Source organism: Bradyrhizobium sp. 157 (assembly GCF_023073815.1).
Classification (GTDB): Bacteria; Pseudomonadota; Alphaproteobacteria; order Rhizobiales; family Xanthobacteraceae; genus Bradyrhizobium.
Genome location: NZ_JADPKF010000032.1, coordinates 67,471 through 82,325, shown reverse-complemented (window position 1 = coordinate 82,325; position 14,855 = coordinate 67,471). Strand labels below are relative to the sequence as shown.

Genomic DNA, 14,855 nt, shown 5'->3' with positions numbered 1-14,855 from the left:
GGATGCCATTGGCCGCATCGTCGACACTTACTCGCCCGCAGAATCCACAAACTACTTCGCCGCCGCAGGATATTTGCAACCTGATCGGCTAACGCTCTAATTCGAAGGTCGTCGGTGGTGCTCAACACGGCTGTGGCTCCTGTTTCTAGGAAACCTGCCGGCCAACAAAAAAGCCGCCAGGTTTGGCGGCTGTTCGGACTTCTTGCTTCAATTCGTCAGATTGAGCGCGATCCTCCCACCGCCAGCGAGCTGTCGTAGCTAAAATACCAAAAGTTGCTGGTGGCGATCATGATCATGGCGGGCTCTATAGCGCACCGGCCGGGTCTTGTCATCCCATAATCGGCGGCGTCAGGATTTGCGCGCGGCAAGCGCCATGCCGACCAGTGACGCGCCGCCGAGCACGAGATTGATCCCGACCAGGAGGCCGATCGCCCATTCCGCCGAACCCGGCAGCCCGGCGACAATGATGAACGCGATCAGAAGGTCCATCACGCCTGCGATCAGCAGCCAGGACCAGCGCTCCGACAATTCGCGGCGGTGCTCCAGCGCGTACATGATGGTGACGACGCCCTCGGCAAGAAAATACGCGCCGACCACGATGGTGAGCGTGAGGACGCCCTGCACGGGCCGCGCCAGCAAAATCCCTCCGGCGAGAATGGCCAGCGCCGCCGAAAACAGCGACCACCAGAAGCCCGGCATCTGCCGCGCCCAGTAAGTGACGAACAGCCCGGCAATGCCGCCGATCAGAAACATCCAGCCGAGGAAGATGGTGACGGCGAGGCTTGCGAGCGGCGGCACGATCATCGCAGCCAAGCCGAGCAGGGCGAGCACGATGCCTTCGAACAGGAAGGCCTTCCAGTGCGTCTTCACCGCGGCGTTCATTTCGGACTGCAGCTTGCCGATATCCGGGGGAATATCTTGGGCCATTGGAAACTCCCGATGCTTGCCGCGCCGAGTGTCCAATATAGCCAGTACGCCGCCTCCGGGTAACAATTGTTCGCCGGGCTTTTTGAGTGAGGTCAACGACGGAAGGATGACGCTCAGCTCGGCTCAGGCGCGGACGAAAATCCGTCGGAGGACGTTCTGATGCGATTGCGGCCAAATACATAGACCGCCGACGTGGCCAGCAACAGCGCCAAGCCTATTAGGATGGAGGTCATGCCGAGCGGAACGAGAAGCAGCGACGCATTGCGCTCCGGATTGACGAACCAGTGATGAAGCGAGGTCAGGACGAAAGCCGCGCCCGCGAAGCCCGCACCGCTGCCCACGAGCAGCAGGGCCCACATCCGCCGCAACTGGCTCAGCCGCTCACGCGCGATCTCGGTGCGCGGCGCATGATGGCGGCCGACGCGCCGTACCAGCCGTATAGCAAACCCGATCGAACTGAAGCCGATGAGCAGGCTCGCCGCCCCCAGCAGCATTCGCACATTGGGGCCGAGATCGGGATGTTTCTGCAGCGTCAGCAGCGGAAAATCGAATGCCGCATGCAGCGCGACCGGCGCGAACAGCGCCAGCGCCCAACTCGAGATCCGCGCCCAGTCGCGATGATGGCGATGTGCACCCAGTGCGGTGCCGGCGCGGGCGATCGCGATATAGGCGCCTGCGATGATGCCGAGCGCGCCGTGAAACGGTACCGTCAACACGCTGCGCAAGGCGGCCAGCGACCGCCACATATCGGCGTGTTGCACGAGATAAGCGAGGTTTTCGTAGGCGGCGAAGCCGAGGCCTGCGGCCGCACCGTAGACCACCGTGTCCATTGGATCGGCAAACGCGCGGCGTCGCACCGGCAATGACACTAGAATGATCACGAGGACTTTCACGATCTCTTCAGGCGCGGCGACCCCGAAGATCGAACGCAGGCCTTGCGTCATCCAGGGGTTTCCCGGCACCGCGAGGATCGCGGCAAACGGGGCGCGCGCAATGCCCAACAGAGAAATGCTGGCGGCCCCGAGTACGAAAGCGAGCCATACCCGCGCGGGTGGACCGGGGCGCTCGTCCGCGGCAATGACGAGCCAGAGCACCAGCAACGCCGGCGCGATGGCGGCAACGCCGATCGATGTAGGGAGAGCCTGCAGCAGCAGCATCTGGGGAACTTTACCTCGTGCGAGCGTAAATGGCCGCAAACCTAGCCCGTTTGCAAGAAAGTCAGACGCGACTCCTTGTCACCAAGGAACCCGGCCGAATCCGGCGCCGCTCAGGCCGCTGTCCGTTGGCCGATCTTGCCCTGTACCACCAGCAATCCCGCCAGCGCGACCAGTGCGAAGCCAGCGCCGGCCAGGAACGTGCCCTGCGGCCCCGCGATATCCCAGAGTGCGCCGGCAATGACGCTGGCCGCGAGCATCGCTACGCCGCCGAGCAGGTTGAAGAATCCGTAAGCCGTGCCACGCAACTCGGCCGGCGCGGTATCCGCAACAAGCGCGGCCAGCAGTCCCTGCGTCAATCCCATGTGCAGGCCCCAGAGAATGACGCCAAGCGCAACACCGCCCACCGACGGCAGCAACGCCAATGCGATGTCGGCCGCAACCAGCACCAGTATGCCGCTCGCCAGCACGGCCGTGCGGCCCATGCGATCCGAGATGACGCCGGCAGGGTAGGCCGCGAGGGCATAGACGATATTCATGGCCACCAGCACGGCGGGCACGAGCGCGATCGGCACTCCGACATTTTGGGCGCGCAGAACGAGGAAGGCCTCACTGAAGCGCGCCAGCGTGAACACGCTCGCTACCGCCACCACCCACCAATAGGCTGTTCCGAGGTTTTTGATCTCGGTCAGGCTGATCGGATTGCGCACGGTGCGCAGCGCGTGCGGCCGGTCCGGCTCACGCACGGCGAGAACGATCAGGGCCAGCGCCAGGAAGGCGGGAATTACGGCAACCCAGAACACCGCCGTGAAGTTGTCCGATGTCCACCACATCAGGGCGATGGCGAGCAAGGGACCAACGAAAGCGCCGATCGTATCGAGCGATTGGCGCAGCCCGAAGCTCGCGCCGCGCAGATCGGCCGGCGAGAAATCGGCCACAAGCGCATCACGCGGGGCACCGCGAATGCCTTTGCCGATCCGGTCGACGAAACGCGCGGCCACCAGCCAGCCGACGGTTGGCGCCAGCGGAAACACCGGCTTGGTGAAGGCTGCGAGACCGTAACCGATGGCAGCTAACCATTTGCGTTTGCCGAGCCAGTCCGACAGCGCGCCGGAAAATATCTTTGTGATGGAGGCGGTCGCCTCGGCGATGCCTTCGATGATGCCGACCGTCACCATCGATGCGCCGAGAACCGAGACCAGGTAGATCGGCAGCAGCGCGTGGATCATCTCCGACGAGATGTCCATCAGCATCGAGACGAAGCCCAGTACCCATACGCCGGCCGGAATGTCCCTGATCGAGTAGGCCGGCCTGGTTTCAGCAACCATGTCGCATCTCGCGTCGCCTCATTGCGCCAACAGCCGCCGGCAGGCGTCAACAAAAACCTCTGCGCCAGTGACGATGTCGGCGTCGGCGGTGTTCTCGGTCCAGTGATGCGAAATGCCGCCGATCGAGGGCACGAACAGCATGCCGGCCGGCATCACGGTTGAGAGAATCTGGGCGTCATGGCCGGCGCCGCTCGGCATGCGGAGTGATTTGCCGTCGGCAAAAGCTGTGCTGGCAGCCTCGATGGCCTGCTGGAACGAGGCATCCATCCGCGCGGGGGTCCCGGTGCGGATGCGCTCCACCGCAACAGTGCAGCGGCTCTGGGCGTTGACCTCCGCGGCCATGCTGTTGAGCAGCTCCTCCAGCCGCGCAATCACGGCAGGATCGTCGTCGCGAATCTGGAACAGCATTTCCGCCGCTCCCGGGATGATGCTGGGCGCGCCGGGGTCGAGCGTGATGCGGCCGGTGGTCCACACCGTACGCGGGCCGCAGGCGGCGGGAAAACGATCGTCGATAGCGACGCAAAACCTGGCGAGTGCGAGGCCCGCGTCCCTGCGAATGGCCATCCGCGTGGTGCCGGCGTGATTTTGTTCACCCGTGAAGGTGATGCGGTATTGCCAGATTCCGACGATGGACGTGACGATGCCGATCTTGAGACCGCTGCTTTCGAGTGTCTCGCCCTGTTCGATATGGGCTTCGAGATAACCGATATGCCGCCCTTGTTCGCACTGCGCGCGGGCGCGGCCGGCCAGGCCTGCATCACGTAACGCCTCACGCATGCTCCTGTCATTGTTGCGGTCGCGCGCGGCATCGATATCGGCTTCGGCAACGGCGCCGACATAGGACCGGCTGCCGAGGAAGTGTCCGAAATGGCCTTCCTCGTCGCACCATGAAGCGACTTCGACGGCACCGTTTATATTCGGATCGGGATTGATGACGCGGGCGGCTTCGAGCGCATAGACCACGCCGAGCGGTCCATCGAGCCAGCCCGCGTGGTTCTGGCTTTCCAGATGCGACCCCGCCAGCAGCTTCGGCCCGCTTTTCGTGCTGGTGCCGAGCACGTTGCCGATGCCGTCGATCTCGCCCGCTAGGCCGGCTTCGGGAAGCCGCTGCACCAGCCACGCCAGCGAGGCGAGATGCGGTTCCGAGAAAGTCGGCTTGTGAACGCCGGTCTTATACGGGCCAATTGCACGCAGCGCGTGAAGATCGGCGAGAACACGCGCGCCGTCGACGCGCGAGAGATGGTCAATCATAGGATGTCGTACCTGCTAGCCCGTAGTTCTCCGGGGTAGAACAAAGTTCCTCACGTTTTCGCGATAGTAGAACAAAGTTCCGTGAACGTCGTTAGTCCGCGTTGATTATCCTCCAGACAGCAGCGCCAATGCGATGATTGCAAGCCATGCCACGATGACGAGCGCCGCCACCGCGCCAGCGGTGACCTTCGCCTTCTCCTTCAGCGTGTAGCCGCGCATTGTTTCCGCAAAACGTGTGAGGGCGTTCAGGCCATTGCGCGAGGATAATTCAATTGTGCAATTGCATCAAAGAAATGGTTCGCGTTGTACGAGCACGAGGTGCGGTGCGAGCAGGAAATGATCCCAACGCCGCGGGAGCACGGGCCGCCGTTTCAGCCGGTCGTCGACCGCGGCTTGCGAGCGAACCGAAGGGCCTTGCTTCAGGTGTGATGGAAAGCTGCGCCGGCGGCGCTAGGAGAGTTTGCCTCGTCGCATGCCGTCCATGGCGCGATCTTCGGTCAGGCGGTTTTTCATGGCGGCGACGACCTCATTGGCAAACGCAATTTGAGGATCGATCGACGCCAGACCAATTTGAGGATCGGCCGAAACCAGACAAGGTGGCTGAGATTCCTTCGGTTGGTATCCGACCCGGGCTTCGAATGCATCGAGCTGATGCTCGAAGTTCGCGAGCGCCTCTTTCAGATTAGCCAATTCGTTCGCGGGGGATCTCATCCATTATGATGCTCCCAGGAGGGACGCCCCCGGGGCCGGGGACAGGTGCATCAGCTAGTGTACGCAACGCATCAGAGCTAGTTGACCGCGGAGAGGCCGCCATTGGCGGCCTGCCCACAGCGAGCAATGCGTGCAAGCCTAGGCCACGCGAACGCGGCCCTGTCCCTTGCGTCGGTAGGCGAGGAAGCCCACGCCGGCAAAGCCGAGGATCATCATCGCCCAGGTAGAGGCCTCGGGAACAGCCCCCACACTCGAAAACGCCACGATGTGAGAAGCCTCATGTGGGATCCCTCTGTTATTCACCAATCCGGCAGTGGTCCAGTCGACCGAATTCGTCGGGCTCACCTGGTAAAGCATGAACTGATTGCCTGCCTTAATGGCGATGAAGTCAAAAAGTCCGCCGCCGGGCAATGTGAACGTGCCGCTTGTGCCACCGAGGCTACCTGGGGTTTTAAACAGACCCTGCAGATCGATTGTGGCAGGCAACGGTGGCTCGACATGCTGCGTATTGTACGCTGTCTCAAGCTCCAGCACGCTAGGTGCTTCGTCGGTCACATTACCATTGAATAGGCAGCCCGACGACAGGCTGCAGTCCGTATCGGCCAATACAATCGCCGCTGAAGCCGAAGAAGTGCTGAGCATGGCCGCAGCCGTGGCGATCGAAACTGCAACTAAGGTTGTGCGAAGATTTATCATCGCTTACTCCCTGCCAATAACTGGAATTCACAATAACTTTTATCTGCCGGCTTGATTGCCAATTATTTCCGAACATTAGCATTCATTAAAAGTCAGTAAAGCAATTTAACCCCACCATAATACCGCACAGGAACTTTATTTAATCGATTGTAGGTTGTCTTATTTCCTTCTCGCATCTGGTTTCAGGTGCTCGCGGTGGGTGTGTCGGTGATTTCTGCAGTTCAAAATATTAATTTAATTTGGTGTGCTTTTAATAAATACTGAATAGGTCGGTTTAGAGTTGATGCGCAATCTTCCGATGCGCCGGCGTACCGGAGGTTGGGAGTTACTTGTTTTGCATGGCTTTACCCCGCTCCGCGAGAATGAAGATGAGGCCAGGGCGCGCGCGTCGCAATTGGTCGATGGTCACGCCGTTGAGCTTTGGCAGTGAGAACGCGTCATCGCGACTTTCAGCCGGCTCAACTAGTGTCCCATCGAGCTGATACATTTATCAGCATTGGCGCTTGCAATCTTGATATTCGTTCGTTTCTGGCGTTCCAGAACAATTCCGCTGACGGGACGTTACCTCAACCGAACGGTGGAGGATGTAGCAATGAAACTCGCTTTGATTGCTTTTTGCGTGGCAACAATGGTCAGTCCTGCTCTTGCAGATCCGTGGAAGGATGAGAGCGGCAAAGGGAGATGGGGCGGCGGCGATCGAAATCAGTATCGCAGTTATAACTATGACCGGGACCACAAGCAGGAATTTCACCGTGGCCCTTGCAAGGTTGAACGCAAGTGAGAACGCAGTGGAGAATACAAGGAATAGATGAAGTGCAAGGGCTACCGTTAGCCCTTAACCAAACCGCTGCAATACTCGTGTTCGGTTGCGATGCCGCGTTTGGCTCTATCCTACCGTCCTGACTGGTACTCGATCGAGCTGTTATCCGCTTGTCCGCTAACCGTAAAGGCGGCCGCCGAAGCGGCAGCGAAGGTCGCCATTGCGAATACGATTCGCCGGCGTGATCGAGCCGCCGGCAATAGCGGAAACGTCAGGATATCCCTGCCACGTCGAGAGCCTGTTTTGCGAAGCCGGCTAGTGGGGCAACGAGCTTGGGGGAGGGGCCTGGCAACATTCAGTCCCCGCATATGATAGTCCCCGAGCCTCGTGAGGAGGGTCCGTCAGGTATCCGGTGGAAAGTAGACCCGCAACGTTACGCGGAGTGCGAGGTAAAGCGCGACGCAGGCTGTGATTGCAATAGCGGCCGTATCCATTTTCCCTGTTCCTCATTCTTACGCTCTGATGCCCGTTTGCCGGACTATGCAGCGGATGGAACTTGGGCTGGGAAAATGGTTCCCTTAAGCCTTGAAAATGGTCGCCCTGGGCTTTGAAAGTGTTTGGAACATGATGGCGCTCCCTAGCGGCCCTTTTGGCCGTTCCGCCAAGTCGCTGAAAAACCAGAACAACTGGCGGAGTGTGGCATTTCGTGCGGCGCGTGCCGCCGGAGTTCGCGGGCGTGGATCCGCGGGGCATCGTCAAGCTGTCGACCAAGGTCCGGGTCGCCGACGACCGCGCCGGTGTGAGAGCCTGTGCAAGAAGCTCAGTTGAATGGAATTTTTGGAAGTCCAACGGGCGGGATAGGGCTTGCGAGACCGGGCAGGCTCTTGGGCAAAGGTTGTGGAATTATTGTTTCCAGAGGCATAAGGGGTGCGGACTTCGCGTCAACTTTGCGCGTGATGCGAGGGTTGCTTTGAGGCGTGTAAGTTTTCCTGAACACCTCGGCCTGGAGCCGAACTTCATCAGCGGTAAATCGTCTCTCATATTTGACCCCGTCGTATTCCAGAGAAACCGTAAACGGTACGAAGTCGTGAAGGAATTTTGATAGCGGGATTCCATCTTTACCAGACTCAATGAACGGCTTTTCCGATGAGCTGATTTCAAATTCGGCGAGGGGAGGGATGCCGAAAGTCTGCTCCGCTAGCGTTGGCAGCCACGCATGTGGGAAACAAGCAGCGGCGACGGCCTTCGCCTGGTCTTGCTCTTGAGCTAAAAGATAGAGCGGGACGGTGACATTGGTCTGCTCCGATCTCATCGTTCCGTTAAATTGCAAAATTGGCTTGTCCGAAACGTTTTTGGCGCGCGCTCCGAACGAGATCACACGGATTTCCGGCTGGTCGCTCAATTTTTGCATCGTCAAAAAGTATCCGGCTCCTCTTGCTGTCTGTTCGAAATTCCAGACGATGTGTCCGATGGGGGCTGGAGTCACTGCCTGCCTGCGGCCGACGTACATGCCAATGATGAAGGCCGACGCGACAACCGCGGCGCCAGACAACCCCACGACGGCAAATTTTGCTTTCGACTTGATTGCGATTCCAGCACGAGCCGCGAGCGCTTCTATCCTTGGCCAATAAGCGCCTGCTAAAAGGATTAGCGTGACGAGCGCCGCATAGACCCCGCCCGCAACATGATGCCCATCGGCAAAACTCTCGGATGCCTTTAGCGCGAACGGCGTCAGAAGACCCGTCGTGAGCAGCGCGCGAACGGCTTTGCTAAAGTTCTGAGGATCCTCCGGTGGTTTGTCCGGCATGGTCTTTGACAGTCCTGTTTAAAGTTAACGGAACTCAATTTAGACGCGATTGCGGAGGGTACAAGAGCAGAACAAACCGGGGCGCAGGCGCGTCCACAAACTGTCCAACGCAGTTTAGGTGCGGGCTACAACTAATTGAAAGTGTTTATGGGCTTCTCGCGCCGCGGGCGTAATGGCGCTCCCTAGCGGAATCGAACCGCTCTCTCCACCGTGAAAGGGTGGCGTCCTAACCGATAGACGAAGGGAGCAAGAACAACAGGAAAATCAAGATGTTAATGCTTGATGGGCCATGTTGGCCGCCGGCCTTCCATGTTTGATGGGGGCGGCGACGGGCGAACGTATAGTGGCGTTTGAGCGGGTGGGCAAGCCGCCCGGAAAGACGTTTCTGCAGCCGTTTCGCGCTTCCATCAGCGTCCCGGCCGCACGACGAGACACGCCGTGCCGAGCAACGGATTCTAAAGCCGCATGGTGTAGGGCTGTCTCGGGGAGCTTTTCGACATGGCTTTGCTATCAGGCAAGAAGCGCGACGCGCGCAAATCATTAAGTCAACCCGGGTGGATCACGCTCGAAGGCGGTTTTGCCGCCCGCCAATGCGTGGTGCAGGATATGTCCACGACGGGCGCGAAGGTCACGATCGACGATCCCAACACGCTGCCGGCGAAATTGCGTTTGGCTTTTTCACGCGACGCCAGGACCGGGCGCCGCTGCGAAGTGGTGTGGCGCCGCGGCAAATCGGTCGGCATTAAGTTCATCCGCTAATCTGGCACTGATCCGTAAGGAGCGATAAAAGGCGGAATGCGAAAATTCCTCCTGATAATAATCGCCGTGGCGCTGTCTTCGGTTGCCGCGGTTGCGGAACAACCCCGTCCTCAGAAGCTCGACAAAGCCCCCGCGTCGGGCAAGTCGCTTCCGCTCAAGCGCCCAAGTTCGGCCAATGCATGCGCGGAATACGGCGCGGGCTTCGTCAGAATCGAAGGCACCAACACCTGCATGAAAATTGGCGGCGCGCTGAGCGTTGGAGTGGGGGTGTCCGGCGGCTCGCGTTGAGTAGTTTCGCGCTTACGTCATCGGCGGCGCGACAAATTGTCTGAAGCCGGGGCGGACGGCGAGCTGCGAAAACCAGCGTTCGAGGTTCGGCAGTTTCGGTTTTGTCACGCCGTCGACGCCGAACCAGCGCCGCGCAAAGGCGCCGAGCGCGATGTCGGCGATGGTGAACTGATCGCCCTCGATAAAGCGCCGTGTCGCCAGTTGCGCCTCGACGATCCGCCACACCACGGCCTCGGCATCGACATCCTTCTGGATCGCGACCATGTCGCGCTTTTCGACTGGCGTGCGCACCAACGCCCAGAACACCGGCCGGTCGACCGGCTGCAGCGTCGAGAGTGTCCAATCGAGCCAGCGGTCGACGCCGGCGCGCGCCTTCGGCGGCGAGGGGTAGATCGGCGAGCCCTCACCATAGGCCATGCAGAGATAACGCATTACCGAATTAGATTCCCACAGCACGTAGTCGCCATCGACCAGCGTGGGTACGCGGCCGTTCGGATTCATCGCCAGATAGTCAGGCTCGCTGTTCTTGCCGAACTGCATGCCGGCATCGATACGCTGATAAGCGAGGTCGAGTTCGGCGAGGCACCACAGCACTTTTTGCACGTTGACCGAATTGGCACGGCCCCAGATGGTGAATTGTTGTTTGTTGTTGTCGGCCACGCACGTTGCTCCCGCTGATTTTCCGATTGGCCGTTAATAGCCGAACATCAGAGAAAAAGCGCGCGTTCGCGGGTCCCGACCCATAAAAATTGAGCTTTGTCGCAGTGCGACAGAGCCCGCTTCTCGCATTATTCGTGGCGTCGGCCGGTCAGTGGCCGAAGAACAGCCATAGCAGAATGATCACCGGAATAGGCACGCCCAGCAACCAAAGCAGAATTCCTCGTCCCATCGTCTCCTCCTCAATGTATTCGAGGAGAAAACGCGGCGTGCGAGGGGTGGTTCCTGCCCGGAAAAGAACCCGAGCGCAGGAACGTTCTAAGGTTTTGGGATTTCCGCGAGCGATAGTCCAATCCGAAACAGCGAGTAGCCATCACGGTCGATCGCCTCGCGCACTTCGGCGTTGACGTCGTGCGAATGGCGGCTACGCGTCAGCCGCCATTCGCTTTCGCTTGTCTGGTCAGGAAATGGCGCGTCCGCTCTGGTCACGAGCCGGTAGCTCGAATGACGGACGTGAACGAAGAAGTTGTACAAGGCCTACCAGTGACCGACGTTCGGCATCGAGGTCCACGGCTCAGCCGGCGGCTTCGGTTCGCCCTTCTGCAACAGCTCGATCGAATGCAGATCCGGCGAGCGGACGAAAGCCATGTTGCCGTCGCGCGGCGGCCGGTTGATGGTGATGCCCGCCTTCATCAGGCGGTCGCAGGTCGCGTAGATGTCGTCGACCTCGTAGGCGAGGTGACCGAAATAGCGGTCTTCGCCGTATTTCTCCTCGTCCCAATTATAGGTGAGCTCGACCAGTGGCGCACCGCGGTTCTGGGGAGCGGCCTTGAGCAGGCCTTCGTCCTCCGGCGTGCACAGGAACACCAGCGTGAACCGGCCCTTGTCGTTGTCGACCCGGCGTACTTCCTTCAGCCCCAGCGCGTCCCGGTAGAACTTCATCGCGGTATCGAGATTGCGGACGCGCAGCATGGTGTGGAGATAGCGCATGTTTCTTGTCCTCCTGAGAACGTTCAGACATCTTGTTTGCGTTGGGCGGTTCGGGCGGAAAATAGCAGCAAAGTGCACCAGAGGTCACCGATAACGTGCGGATAAAGTGCGGGTTCGTTCGCAGCCGTTCGCACTGAGCGCTACGTGGTCTCAGAAGGCCATCGATGCAGGCGAGTGCGAGAGATTGGAAGCGCTCGTTGCTCAGCGGTCAGGTTGCGGGACGATGCCCCGCTTGGGCGAAGCTCAAAGGCGGTGCCTTGGAGAGCTCGCCTAACCAACGCGCTCGCGAACCCGTTCCTCTCGTCCTCCTGTCGATAAATTTCGAACCTGGGTTCCGAGGAACGAAACCGCTACGCCGGCTTTGAATCTGCAGAGGTGTCGCATGAAACAAGATCCGGCTGAAGAGAATGCGGCGCGGGAAGATTTGCCTACAAAGTCCGAGCGAAAACTCGGGACTTTGACCGCTGGTGCCATTGCTCTCGTTGTCATTGGAACAGCAATTTATTGGATCGCGTAGCAATGGTGCGCGAAGGTCCCGCTTAACAGGCTCCCTACCCAGCCGAAAAGGCGCGGGGAGGCAATATTGTGCTGAACACTCCCGCTCGCCGGGCGATATTTTTGGCAAGGCTTAACGGCGTTGCCGCGTTGGTGCTTGTTCTGGCTTTCGCTGGCTGATGCGCTGGATGTTGGTAGAGCTCGCCATTCTCACCTTCGGCGTGACATCTTAGTCTTAGTCGCAAACCTAAAGCGTCAACGCGGTAATAAGGCTCTCAAATAGCGTTACGAGCCTTTCGCCCGTCATTCCGACGGCGGCGATGATGGCCAAGGCGATAAACCCGGCAATGAGGCTGTATTCGATTGCGGTGGCGCCGCCCTCGTCGCGCAGAAACTTCCCGAGCATTTCTTTTCTCTCGAATTTCGATCAAACCGGTGTCGCACGCTCACGTTGCGATTAAAACAACCAAAAGCGTAAAATTGCAAGATTGTCGAAATTGCGTCCCACGCGGACGGGTGATTTCGCTGCGTTCGGTCGCCGCTGTGCTTTCAGACGAATGTCGTCGGGCGGCGCCGCGTCACCGGCGTGATCCCCTACACATACGCAACCGGCTCCTTCTGCCCATTGTGGCGCTAACGGAGGGATCGACTATGTACCTGCTTTACGGCGTGCTCACTGTTGCGATGGTTTTCTTTTTCGTACTCCCGATTACCGACGCCAGGACGGCCCGGATGAAATTATCCGTGGTGAGCAGCCTCGGCGCATTGCTGGCGGTATCGGTTATCGTGCCGCGCCTGATGCATTAACGGATGATATGCCTGACTTGACGCGCAACGAGCATGTCGAGCGCTCCCGCGAGGACAACGGCTCGCATGGCGAGCGTGAGAGAGCAGGGACGGACGCAGTCTGGCCCTTGCGTGCAAGATTGGTATTCCCGTCAGGTCAGACTTTGACGTCCACCAGCGACGGTTCGTCGGTCTGTAAGTCAGCCAGGGCCGCTTCGATGGCGGCTGCCTTGGCATGGTCGACGGCCCTTAGATCCTGATTGATCGTATGCGGTGGCGCCTTGGCGGCCTGATCGACGACGAGTTGGATTCTGGCTTGTGTCACTTCAACCGGTATGGGGTAAATGACCATGGGTGCAACCCTCCTGATCAAAACTTGTCAGGCTCGCGTTTACGTCTTGTAAAGAGGTTGGGTTAACGGCAGGGCGCCATGATGCAAAGAGGTAAACAGAAGCTTAAAGCCCCGCGCGTCCGATCAAGCTCACAACGTGTTCGAGTGAAGTGGAAACCGTCTCGTGAAAAGGCGTCGAACAAAAATCTGGAGCCAGTTCTGATTCAGTCGGAACCGCAAAGGTTCTAGTGCATCTGTTCCAGCCGCTCGGCGTAGAGCCGGAATTCCTCGGCCATCTCGATCAGTTTCTTCGAAGCTTCCGGATCCTTGATGGCTTCGGCGAGCTGTCGGGCTCTGTCGGATTGTTCTCGATAGTGGTCGGCCTGGGTCATCGCAGCACCTTTTTAGATAGGTATGGACTGCGCCAAAAAGGTTCGACCGCCGACAGGGCGAGGTAACGGTATCTTAAGAAGGCAACCGTGCCCGAAACGCACCCCCTGTTCGTTCTAGGAGAACAAAGGGAGTCTTGCTCCGCTGCTGCGCGATGGATGAAGGCCGAACTGTAAGCGCCCGTGCGGGCCGCGAGCATGGCTGTTTCGAAAGCGGAGATAACCCTATTCAGTTGGTTAAAACCCAAATCGCGTTGTGTGCATCCAGCGTTGCGATAGGGATGGCCTTCAGGAAAGCAGGCCATGGTCCCTTCGTTTCACAATGCGGACAAACCGACCCATCGGCGCGTCATGGTGGTCGGCCTGCTGTTTTGCCTCGCCTTCGTCGTCATCAGCTTTTCATTACGGCCGCAAACTGAAAGCGGCCAACCGCTGGTCAAGGCCGATCGGCTCGTTCGCACTGCGGGTGAACCACACAGGGCGAACTAGCGCAGCCCAGAAGGCACTCAACGGTCCGGCAATTTTTCACCCGGCGATTTGTGATAGGTCGCGATGGCGATGAAGCCGGCATAACCGATCAAATTGATCAGAATTTCCATCCACACAGGCATGATGCACCTTCCGGTAGTGAAACACCGAACGGATCGTACTCGTTCCGCGCAATTCGATGGTCAGGTCAGCGGGATCGCATAGCTCGCAATGCCGTCCTCCTAACCAGCACACGAAAACCCCGCCTACATCCGAAGATCTAGACGGGGCTTTCGTGCTTTCACCTCTCGCAAGGTTGCTGCACTTATCAGCAAAACGTCGAGGCATCGGCTTCGTTCCGGCCGCAGCAAATTCTATTGCGGGTTCCGCGCGCGAAATTCCATCGGCGACAACGCGGAGGTCGAACAGTGCTCTTGCGCTCTTGCCGGTTCCACCTCAGCGCCAGAATGATGGCCGGCTGGATCCATTCAGCGCGTTGGCCAAGGTCGTTTCGTAATATTCTTTGCGCTCGCGTTCGAACTTCTGCTGGGTTTGCCTGAAGCTCGCGACGCGTGCTGCGATTTCGGCACGGTCGCGCGCGAGTCTTTCTTCCTTCTCCGTCATCACCCATCCGATTTTTGTTTGATTCGCGCCCCGCCATCATTGGCGCGCGCGAATGGGGCGTGAATGGGGAGGCATTGTAATCACGTGCCGTCTGAAGCGACGGTGGTGGATAAGGTGTGGCGCATTCTTGTCGCTCATGCGGGTTCCCGTTAGCGAAAGACAAACGGGAGGTTCCAATGGCAAAGATCGATCTGGACTCATTGAGCATCGAAGAGCTCACAGCCCTGCGCGAGCACGCCACCGACAAGTTGTTTGAGAAAGTCGCTGCGCGCCGAACTCGAAGCGGAACTGGAAAACTAGCCCAATACGGCAAGCCACCGGTGAAGAAGACGGAAAGCGCACCCGCGCCCAAAGCGAAGAAGTCGGAAGAGGCCAGGGAGCCGAAGGAATCGGTAGCCAAGGCAGCATGACGGTGTGACATAAGGCGGCTTAAT

The 14,855-nt window shown here is 59.3% G+C and carries 20 protein-coding genes, 1 tRNA gene and 1 pseudogene; 7 read left to right on the top strand and 15 right to left on the bottom strand.

From position 1 onward, the window contains the following. Window positions 1-348 precede the first annotated feature (348 nt). The 6 genes from IVA95_RS07185 to IVA95_RS07160 all read right to left on the bottom strand — a co-directional run bounded on the left by IVA95_RS07185 (window position 349) and on the right by IVA95_RS07160 (window position 6,067). Window positions 349-927 carry an HdeD family acid-resistance protein gene (locus IVA95_RS07185; protein ID WP_247509867.1) on the bottom strand — a complete coding sequence of 193 codons (579 nt, stop codon included), beginning with the start codon at window positions 925-927 and terminating at the stop codon, window positions 349-351. Window positions 928-1,040: 113 nt separating this feature from the next. Beyond that, a complete protein-coding gene (locus IVA95_RS07180; RefSeq protein ID WP_247509866.1) occupies window positions 1,041-2,084 on the bottom strand; it encodes a PrsW family glutamic-type intramembrane protease in 1,044 nt (347 codons plus the stop codon). A gap of 110 nt (window positions 2,085-2,194) precedes the next feature. Next, the gene (locus tag IVA95_RS07175) at window positions 2,195-3,409 is read right to left on the bottom strand and encodes an MFS transporter (RefSeq protein ID WP_247509865.1); all 1,215 of its coding nucleotides are present in this window, start codon (window positions 3,407-3,409) and stop codon (window positions 2,195-2,197) included. 18 nt (window positions 3,410-3,427) lie between these two features. After that, window positions 3,428-4,660, bottom strand: coding sequence for a Zn-dependent hydrolase (locus IVA95_RS07170; protein ID WP_247509864.1), 1,233 nt, complete (start codon window positions 4,658-4,660; stop codon window positions 3,428-3,430). Window positions 4,661-5,110: 450 nt separating this feature from the next. After that, a complete protein-coding gene (locus IVA95_RS07165) occupies window positions 5,111-5,350 on the bottom strand; it encodes a hypothetical protein (RefSeq protein WP_247509863.1) in 240 nt (79 codons plus the stop codon). Between the two features lie 159 nt (window positions 5,351-5,509). Further along, window positions 5,510-6,067 carry a PEP-CTERM sorting domain-containing protein gene (locus IVA95_RS07160; protein ID WP_247509862.1) on the bottom strand — a complete coding sequence of 186 codons (558 nt, stop codon included), beginning with the start codon at window positions 6,065-6,067 and terminating at the stop codon, window positions 5,510-5,512. A 592-nt stretch (window positions 6,068-6,659) separates the two neighbouring features. On the opposite strand from IVA95_RS07160, the pseudogene IVA95_RS07155 reads away from it, so the two are divergent. Further along, window positions 6,660-6,845: pseudogene (locus IVA95_RS07155) on the top strand (hypothetical protein); the annotation flags it as partial. An 802-nt stretch (window positions 6,846-7,647) separates the two neighbouring features. On the opposite strand, the gene IVA95_RS07150 reads toward IVA95_RS07155, so the two are convergent. Both IVA95_RS07150 and IVA95_RS07145 read right to left on the bottom strand, forming a co-directional pair. Next, window positions 7,648-8,634 (bottom strand): hypothetical protein, encoded by a 987-nt coding sequence (locus tag IVA95_RS07150; RefSeq protein WP_247509860.1) that lies wholly within the window; start codon window positions 8,632-8,634, stop codon window positions 7,648-7,650. Window positions 8,635-8,807: 173 nt separating this feature from the next. Further along, window positions 8,808-8,882: transfer RNA gene (locus tag IVA95_RS07145), tRNA-Glu, on the bottom strand. Window positions 8,883-9,138: 256 nt separating this feature from the next. Here IVA95_RS07145 and IVA95_RS07140 point away from each other — a divergent pair. Further along, window positions 9,139-9,393: a PilZ domain-containing protein gene (locus IVA95_RS07140; protein WP_247509873.1), complete on the top strand. Its 255-nt coding sequence runs from the start codon at window positions 9,139-9,141 to the stop codon at window positions 9,391-9,393. A gap of 36 nt (window positions 9,394-9,429) precedes the next feature. Then, window positions 9,430-9,681, top strand: coding sequence for a porin (locus IVA95_RS07135; RefSeq protein WP_247509859.1), 252 nt, complete (start codon window positions 9,430-9,432; stop codon window positions 9,679-9,681). 12 nt (window positions 9,682-9,693) lie between these two features. On the opposite strand, the gene IVA95_RS07130 is transcribed toward IVA95_RS07135, so the two are convergent. The 3 genes from IVA95_RS07130 to IVA95_RS07120 all read right to left on the bottom strand — a co-directional run bounded on the left by IVA95_RS07130 (window position 9,694) and on the right by IVA95_RS07120 (window position 11,328). After that, on the bottom strand, window positions 9,694-10,341 hold the full coding sequence (locus IVA95_RS07130; RefSeq protein WP_247509858.1) for a glutathione S-transferase: 648 nt from the start codon (window positions 10,339-10,341) through the stop codon (window positions 9,694-9,696). A 315-nt stretch (window positions 10,342-10,656) separates the two neighbouring features. Further along, window positions 10,657-10,827: a hypothetical protein gene (locus IVA95_RS07125; protein ID WP_247509857.1), complete on the bottom strand. Its 171-nt coding sequence runs from the start codon at window positions 10,825-10,827 to the stop codon at window positions 10,657-10,659. A 48-nt stretch (window positions 10,828-10,875) separates the two neighbouring features. Then, window positions 10,876-11,328, bottom strand: coding sequence for a VOC family protein (locus IVA95_RS07120; protein WP_247509856.1), 453 nt, complete (start codon window positions 11,326-11,328; stop codon window positions 10,876-10,878). 382 nt (window positions 11,329-11,710) lie between these two features. Between IVA95_RS07120 and IVA95_RS38735 the strand changes: the two genes are divergently transcribed. Continuing rightward, window positions 11,711-11,845, top strand: coding sequence for a hypothetical protein (locus IVA95_RS38735; protein WP_256470163.1), 135 nt, complete (start codon window positions 11,711-11,713; stop codon window positions 11,843-11,845). Window positions 11,846-12,070: 225 nt separating this feature from the next. On the opposite strand, the gene IVA95_RS07115 is transcribed toward IVA95_RS38735, so the two are convergent. Then, complete coding sequence (locus IVA95_RS07115) at window positions 12,071-12,229, bottom strand: Flp family type IVb pilin (RefSeq protein WP_213247282.1); 159 nt, start codon at window positions 12,227-12,229, stop codon at window positions 12,071-12,073. Window positions 12,230-12,474: 245 nt separating this feature from the next. On the opposite strand from IVA95_RS07115, the gene IVA95_RS07110 reads away from it, so the two are divergent. Further along, window positions 12,475-12,630 carry a hypothetical protein gene (locus IVA95_RS07110; RefSeq protein ID WP_213247280.1) on the top strand — a complete coding sequence of 52 codons (156 nt, stop codon included), beginning with the start codon at window positions 12,475-12,477 and terminating at the stop codon, window positions 12,628-12,630. Window positions 12,631-12,766: 136 nt separating this feature from the next. On the opposite strand, the gene IVA95_RS07105 is transcribed toward IVA95_RS07110, so the two are convergent. After that, window positions 12,767-12,961 carry a hypothetical protein gene (locus IVA95_RS07105; RefSeq protein ID WP_028346212.1) on the bottom strand — a complete coding sequence of 65 codons (195 nt, stop codon included), beginning with the start codon at window positions 12,959-12,961 and terminating at the stop codon, window positions 12,767-12,769. A gap of 224 nt (window positions 12,962-13,185) precedes the next feature. Next, the gene (locus tag IVA95_RS07100; RefSeq protein ID WP_213247276.1) at window positions 13,186-13,332 is read right to left on the bottom strand and encodes a hypothetical protein; all 147 of its coding nucleotides are present in this window, start codon (window positions 13,330-13,332) and stop codon (window positions 13,186-13,188) included. Between the two features lie 300 nt (window positions 13,333-13,632). Between IVA95_RS07100 and IVA95_RS07095 the strand changes: the two genes are divergently transcribed. Further along, window positions 13,633-13,818: a hypothetical protein gene (locus IVA95_RS07095; protein ID WP_247509855.1), complete on the top strand. Its 186-nt coding sequence runs from the start codon at window positions 13,633-13,635 to the stop codon at window positions 13,816-13,818. Window positions 13,819-14,253: 435 nt separating this feature from the next. On the opposite strand, the gene IVA95_RS07090 is transcribed toward IVA95_RS07095, so the two are convergent. Then, window positions 14,254-14,421 (bottom strand): hypothetical protein, encoded by a 168-nt coding sequence (locus IVA95_RS07090; protein WP_213247274.1) that lies wholly within the window; start codon window positions 14,419-14,421, stop codon window positions 14,254-14,256. A 176-nt stretch (window positions 14,422-14,597) separates the two neighbouring features. Between IVA95_RS07090 and IVA95_RS07085 the strand changes: the two genes are divergently transcribed. Further along, on the top strand, window positions 14,598-14,831 hold the full coding sequence (locus tag IVA95_RS07085) for a hypothetical protein (RefSeq protein ID WP_247509854.1): 234 nt from the start codon (window positions 14,598-14,600) through the stop codon (window positions 14,829-14,831). The last annotated feature ends 24 nt before the right edge of the window (window positions 14,832-14,855 follow it).

Excerpts from the sequence above, each read along its gene's own strand:
- IVA95_RS07185 (WP_247509867.1), bottom strand. The coding sequence starts at position 927 with ATGGCCCAAGATATTCCCCCGGATATCGGCAAGCTGCAGTCCGAAATG.
- IVA95_RS07180 (WP_247509866.1), bottom strand. The coding sequence starts at position 2,084 with ATGCTGCTGCTGCAGGCTCTCCCTACATCGATCGGCGTTGCCGCCATC.
- IVA95_RS07175 (WP_247509865.1), bottom strand. The coding sequence starts at position 3,409 with ATGGTTGCTGAAACCAGGCCGGCCTACTCGATCAGGGACATTCCGGCC.
- IVA95_RS07170 (WP_247509864.1), bottom strand. The coding sequence starts at position 4,660 with ATGATTGACCATCTCTCGCGCGTCGACGGCGCGCGTGTTCTCGCCGAT.
- IVA95_RS07160 (WP_247509862.1), bottom strand. The coding sequence starts at position 6,067 with ATGATAAATCTTCGCACAACCTTAGTTGCAGTTTCGATCGCCACGGCT.
- IVA95_RS07150 (WP_247509860.1), bottom strand. The coding sequence starts at position 8,634 with ATGCCGGACAAACCACCGGAGGATCCTCAGAACTTTAGCAAAGCCGTT.
- IVA95_RS07135 (WP_247509859.1), top strand. The coding sequence starts at position 9,430 with ATGCGAAAATTCCTCCTGATAATAATCGCCGTGGCGCTGTCTTCGGTT.
- IVA95_RS07120 (WP_247509856.1), bottom strand. The coding sequence starts at position 11,328 with ATGCGCTATCTCCACACCATGCTGCGCGTCCGCAATCTCGATACCGCG.
- IVA95_RS38735 (WP_256470163.1), top strand. The coding sequence starts at position 11,711 with ATGAAACAAGATCCGGCTGAAGAGAATGCGGCGCGGGAAGATTTGCCT.
- IVA95_RS07115 (WP_213247282.1), bottom strand. The coding sequence starts at position 12,229 with ATGCTCGGGAAGTTTCTGCGCGACGAGGGCGGCGCCACCGCAATCGAA.
- IVA95_RS07110 (WP_213247280.1), top strand. The coding sequence starts at position 12,475 with ATGTACCTGCTTTACGGCGTGCTCACTGTTGCGATGGTTTTCTTTTTC.
- IVA95_RS07105 (WP_028346212.1), bottom strand. The coding sequence starts at position 12,961 with ATGGTCATTTACCCCATACCGGTTGAAGTGACACAAGCCAGAATCCAA.
- IVA95_RS07100 (WP_213247276.1), bottom strand. The coding sequence starts at position 13,332 with ATGACCCAGGCCGACCACTATCGAGAACAATCCGACAGAGCCCGACAG.
- IVA95_RS07095 (WP_247509855.1), top strand. The coding sequence starts at position 13,633 with ATGGTCCCTTCGTTTCACAATGCGGACAAACCGACCCATCGGCGCGTC.
- IVA95_RS07090 (WP_213247274.1), bottom strand. The coding sequence starts at position 14,421 with ATGACGGAGAAGGAAGAAAGACTCGCGCGCGACCGTGCCGAAATCGCA.
- IVA95_RS07085 (WP_247509854.1), top strand. The coding sequence starts at position 14,598 with ATGGCAAAGATCGATCTGGACTCATTGAGCATCGAAGAGCTCACAGCC.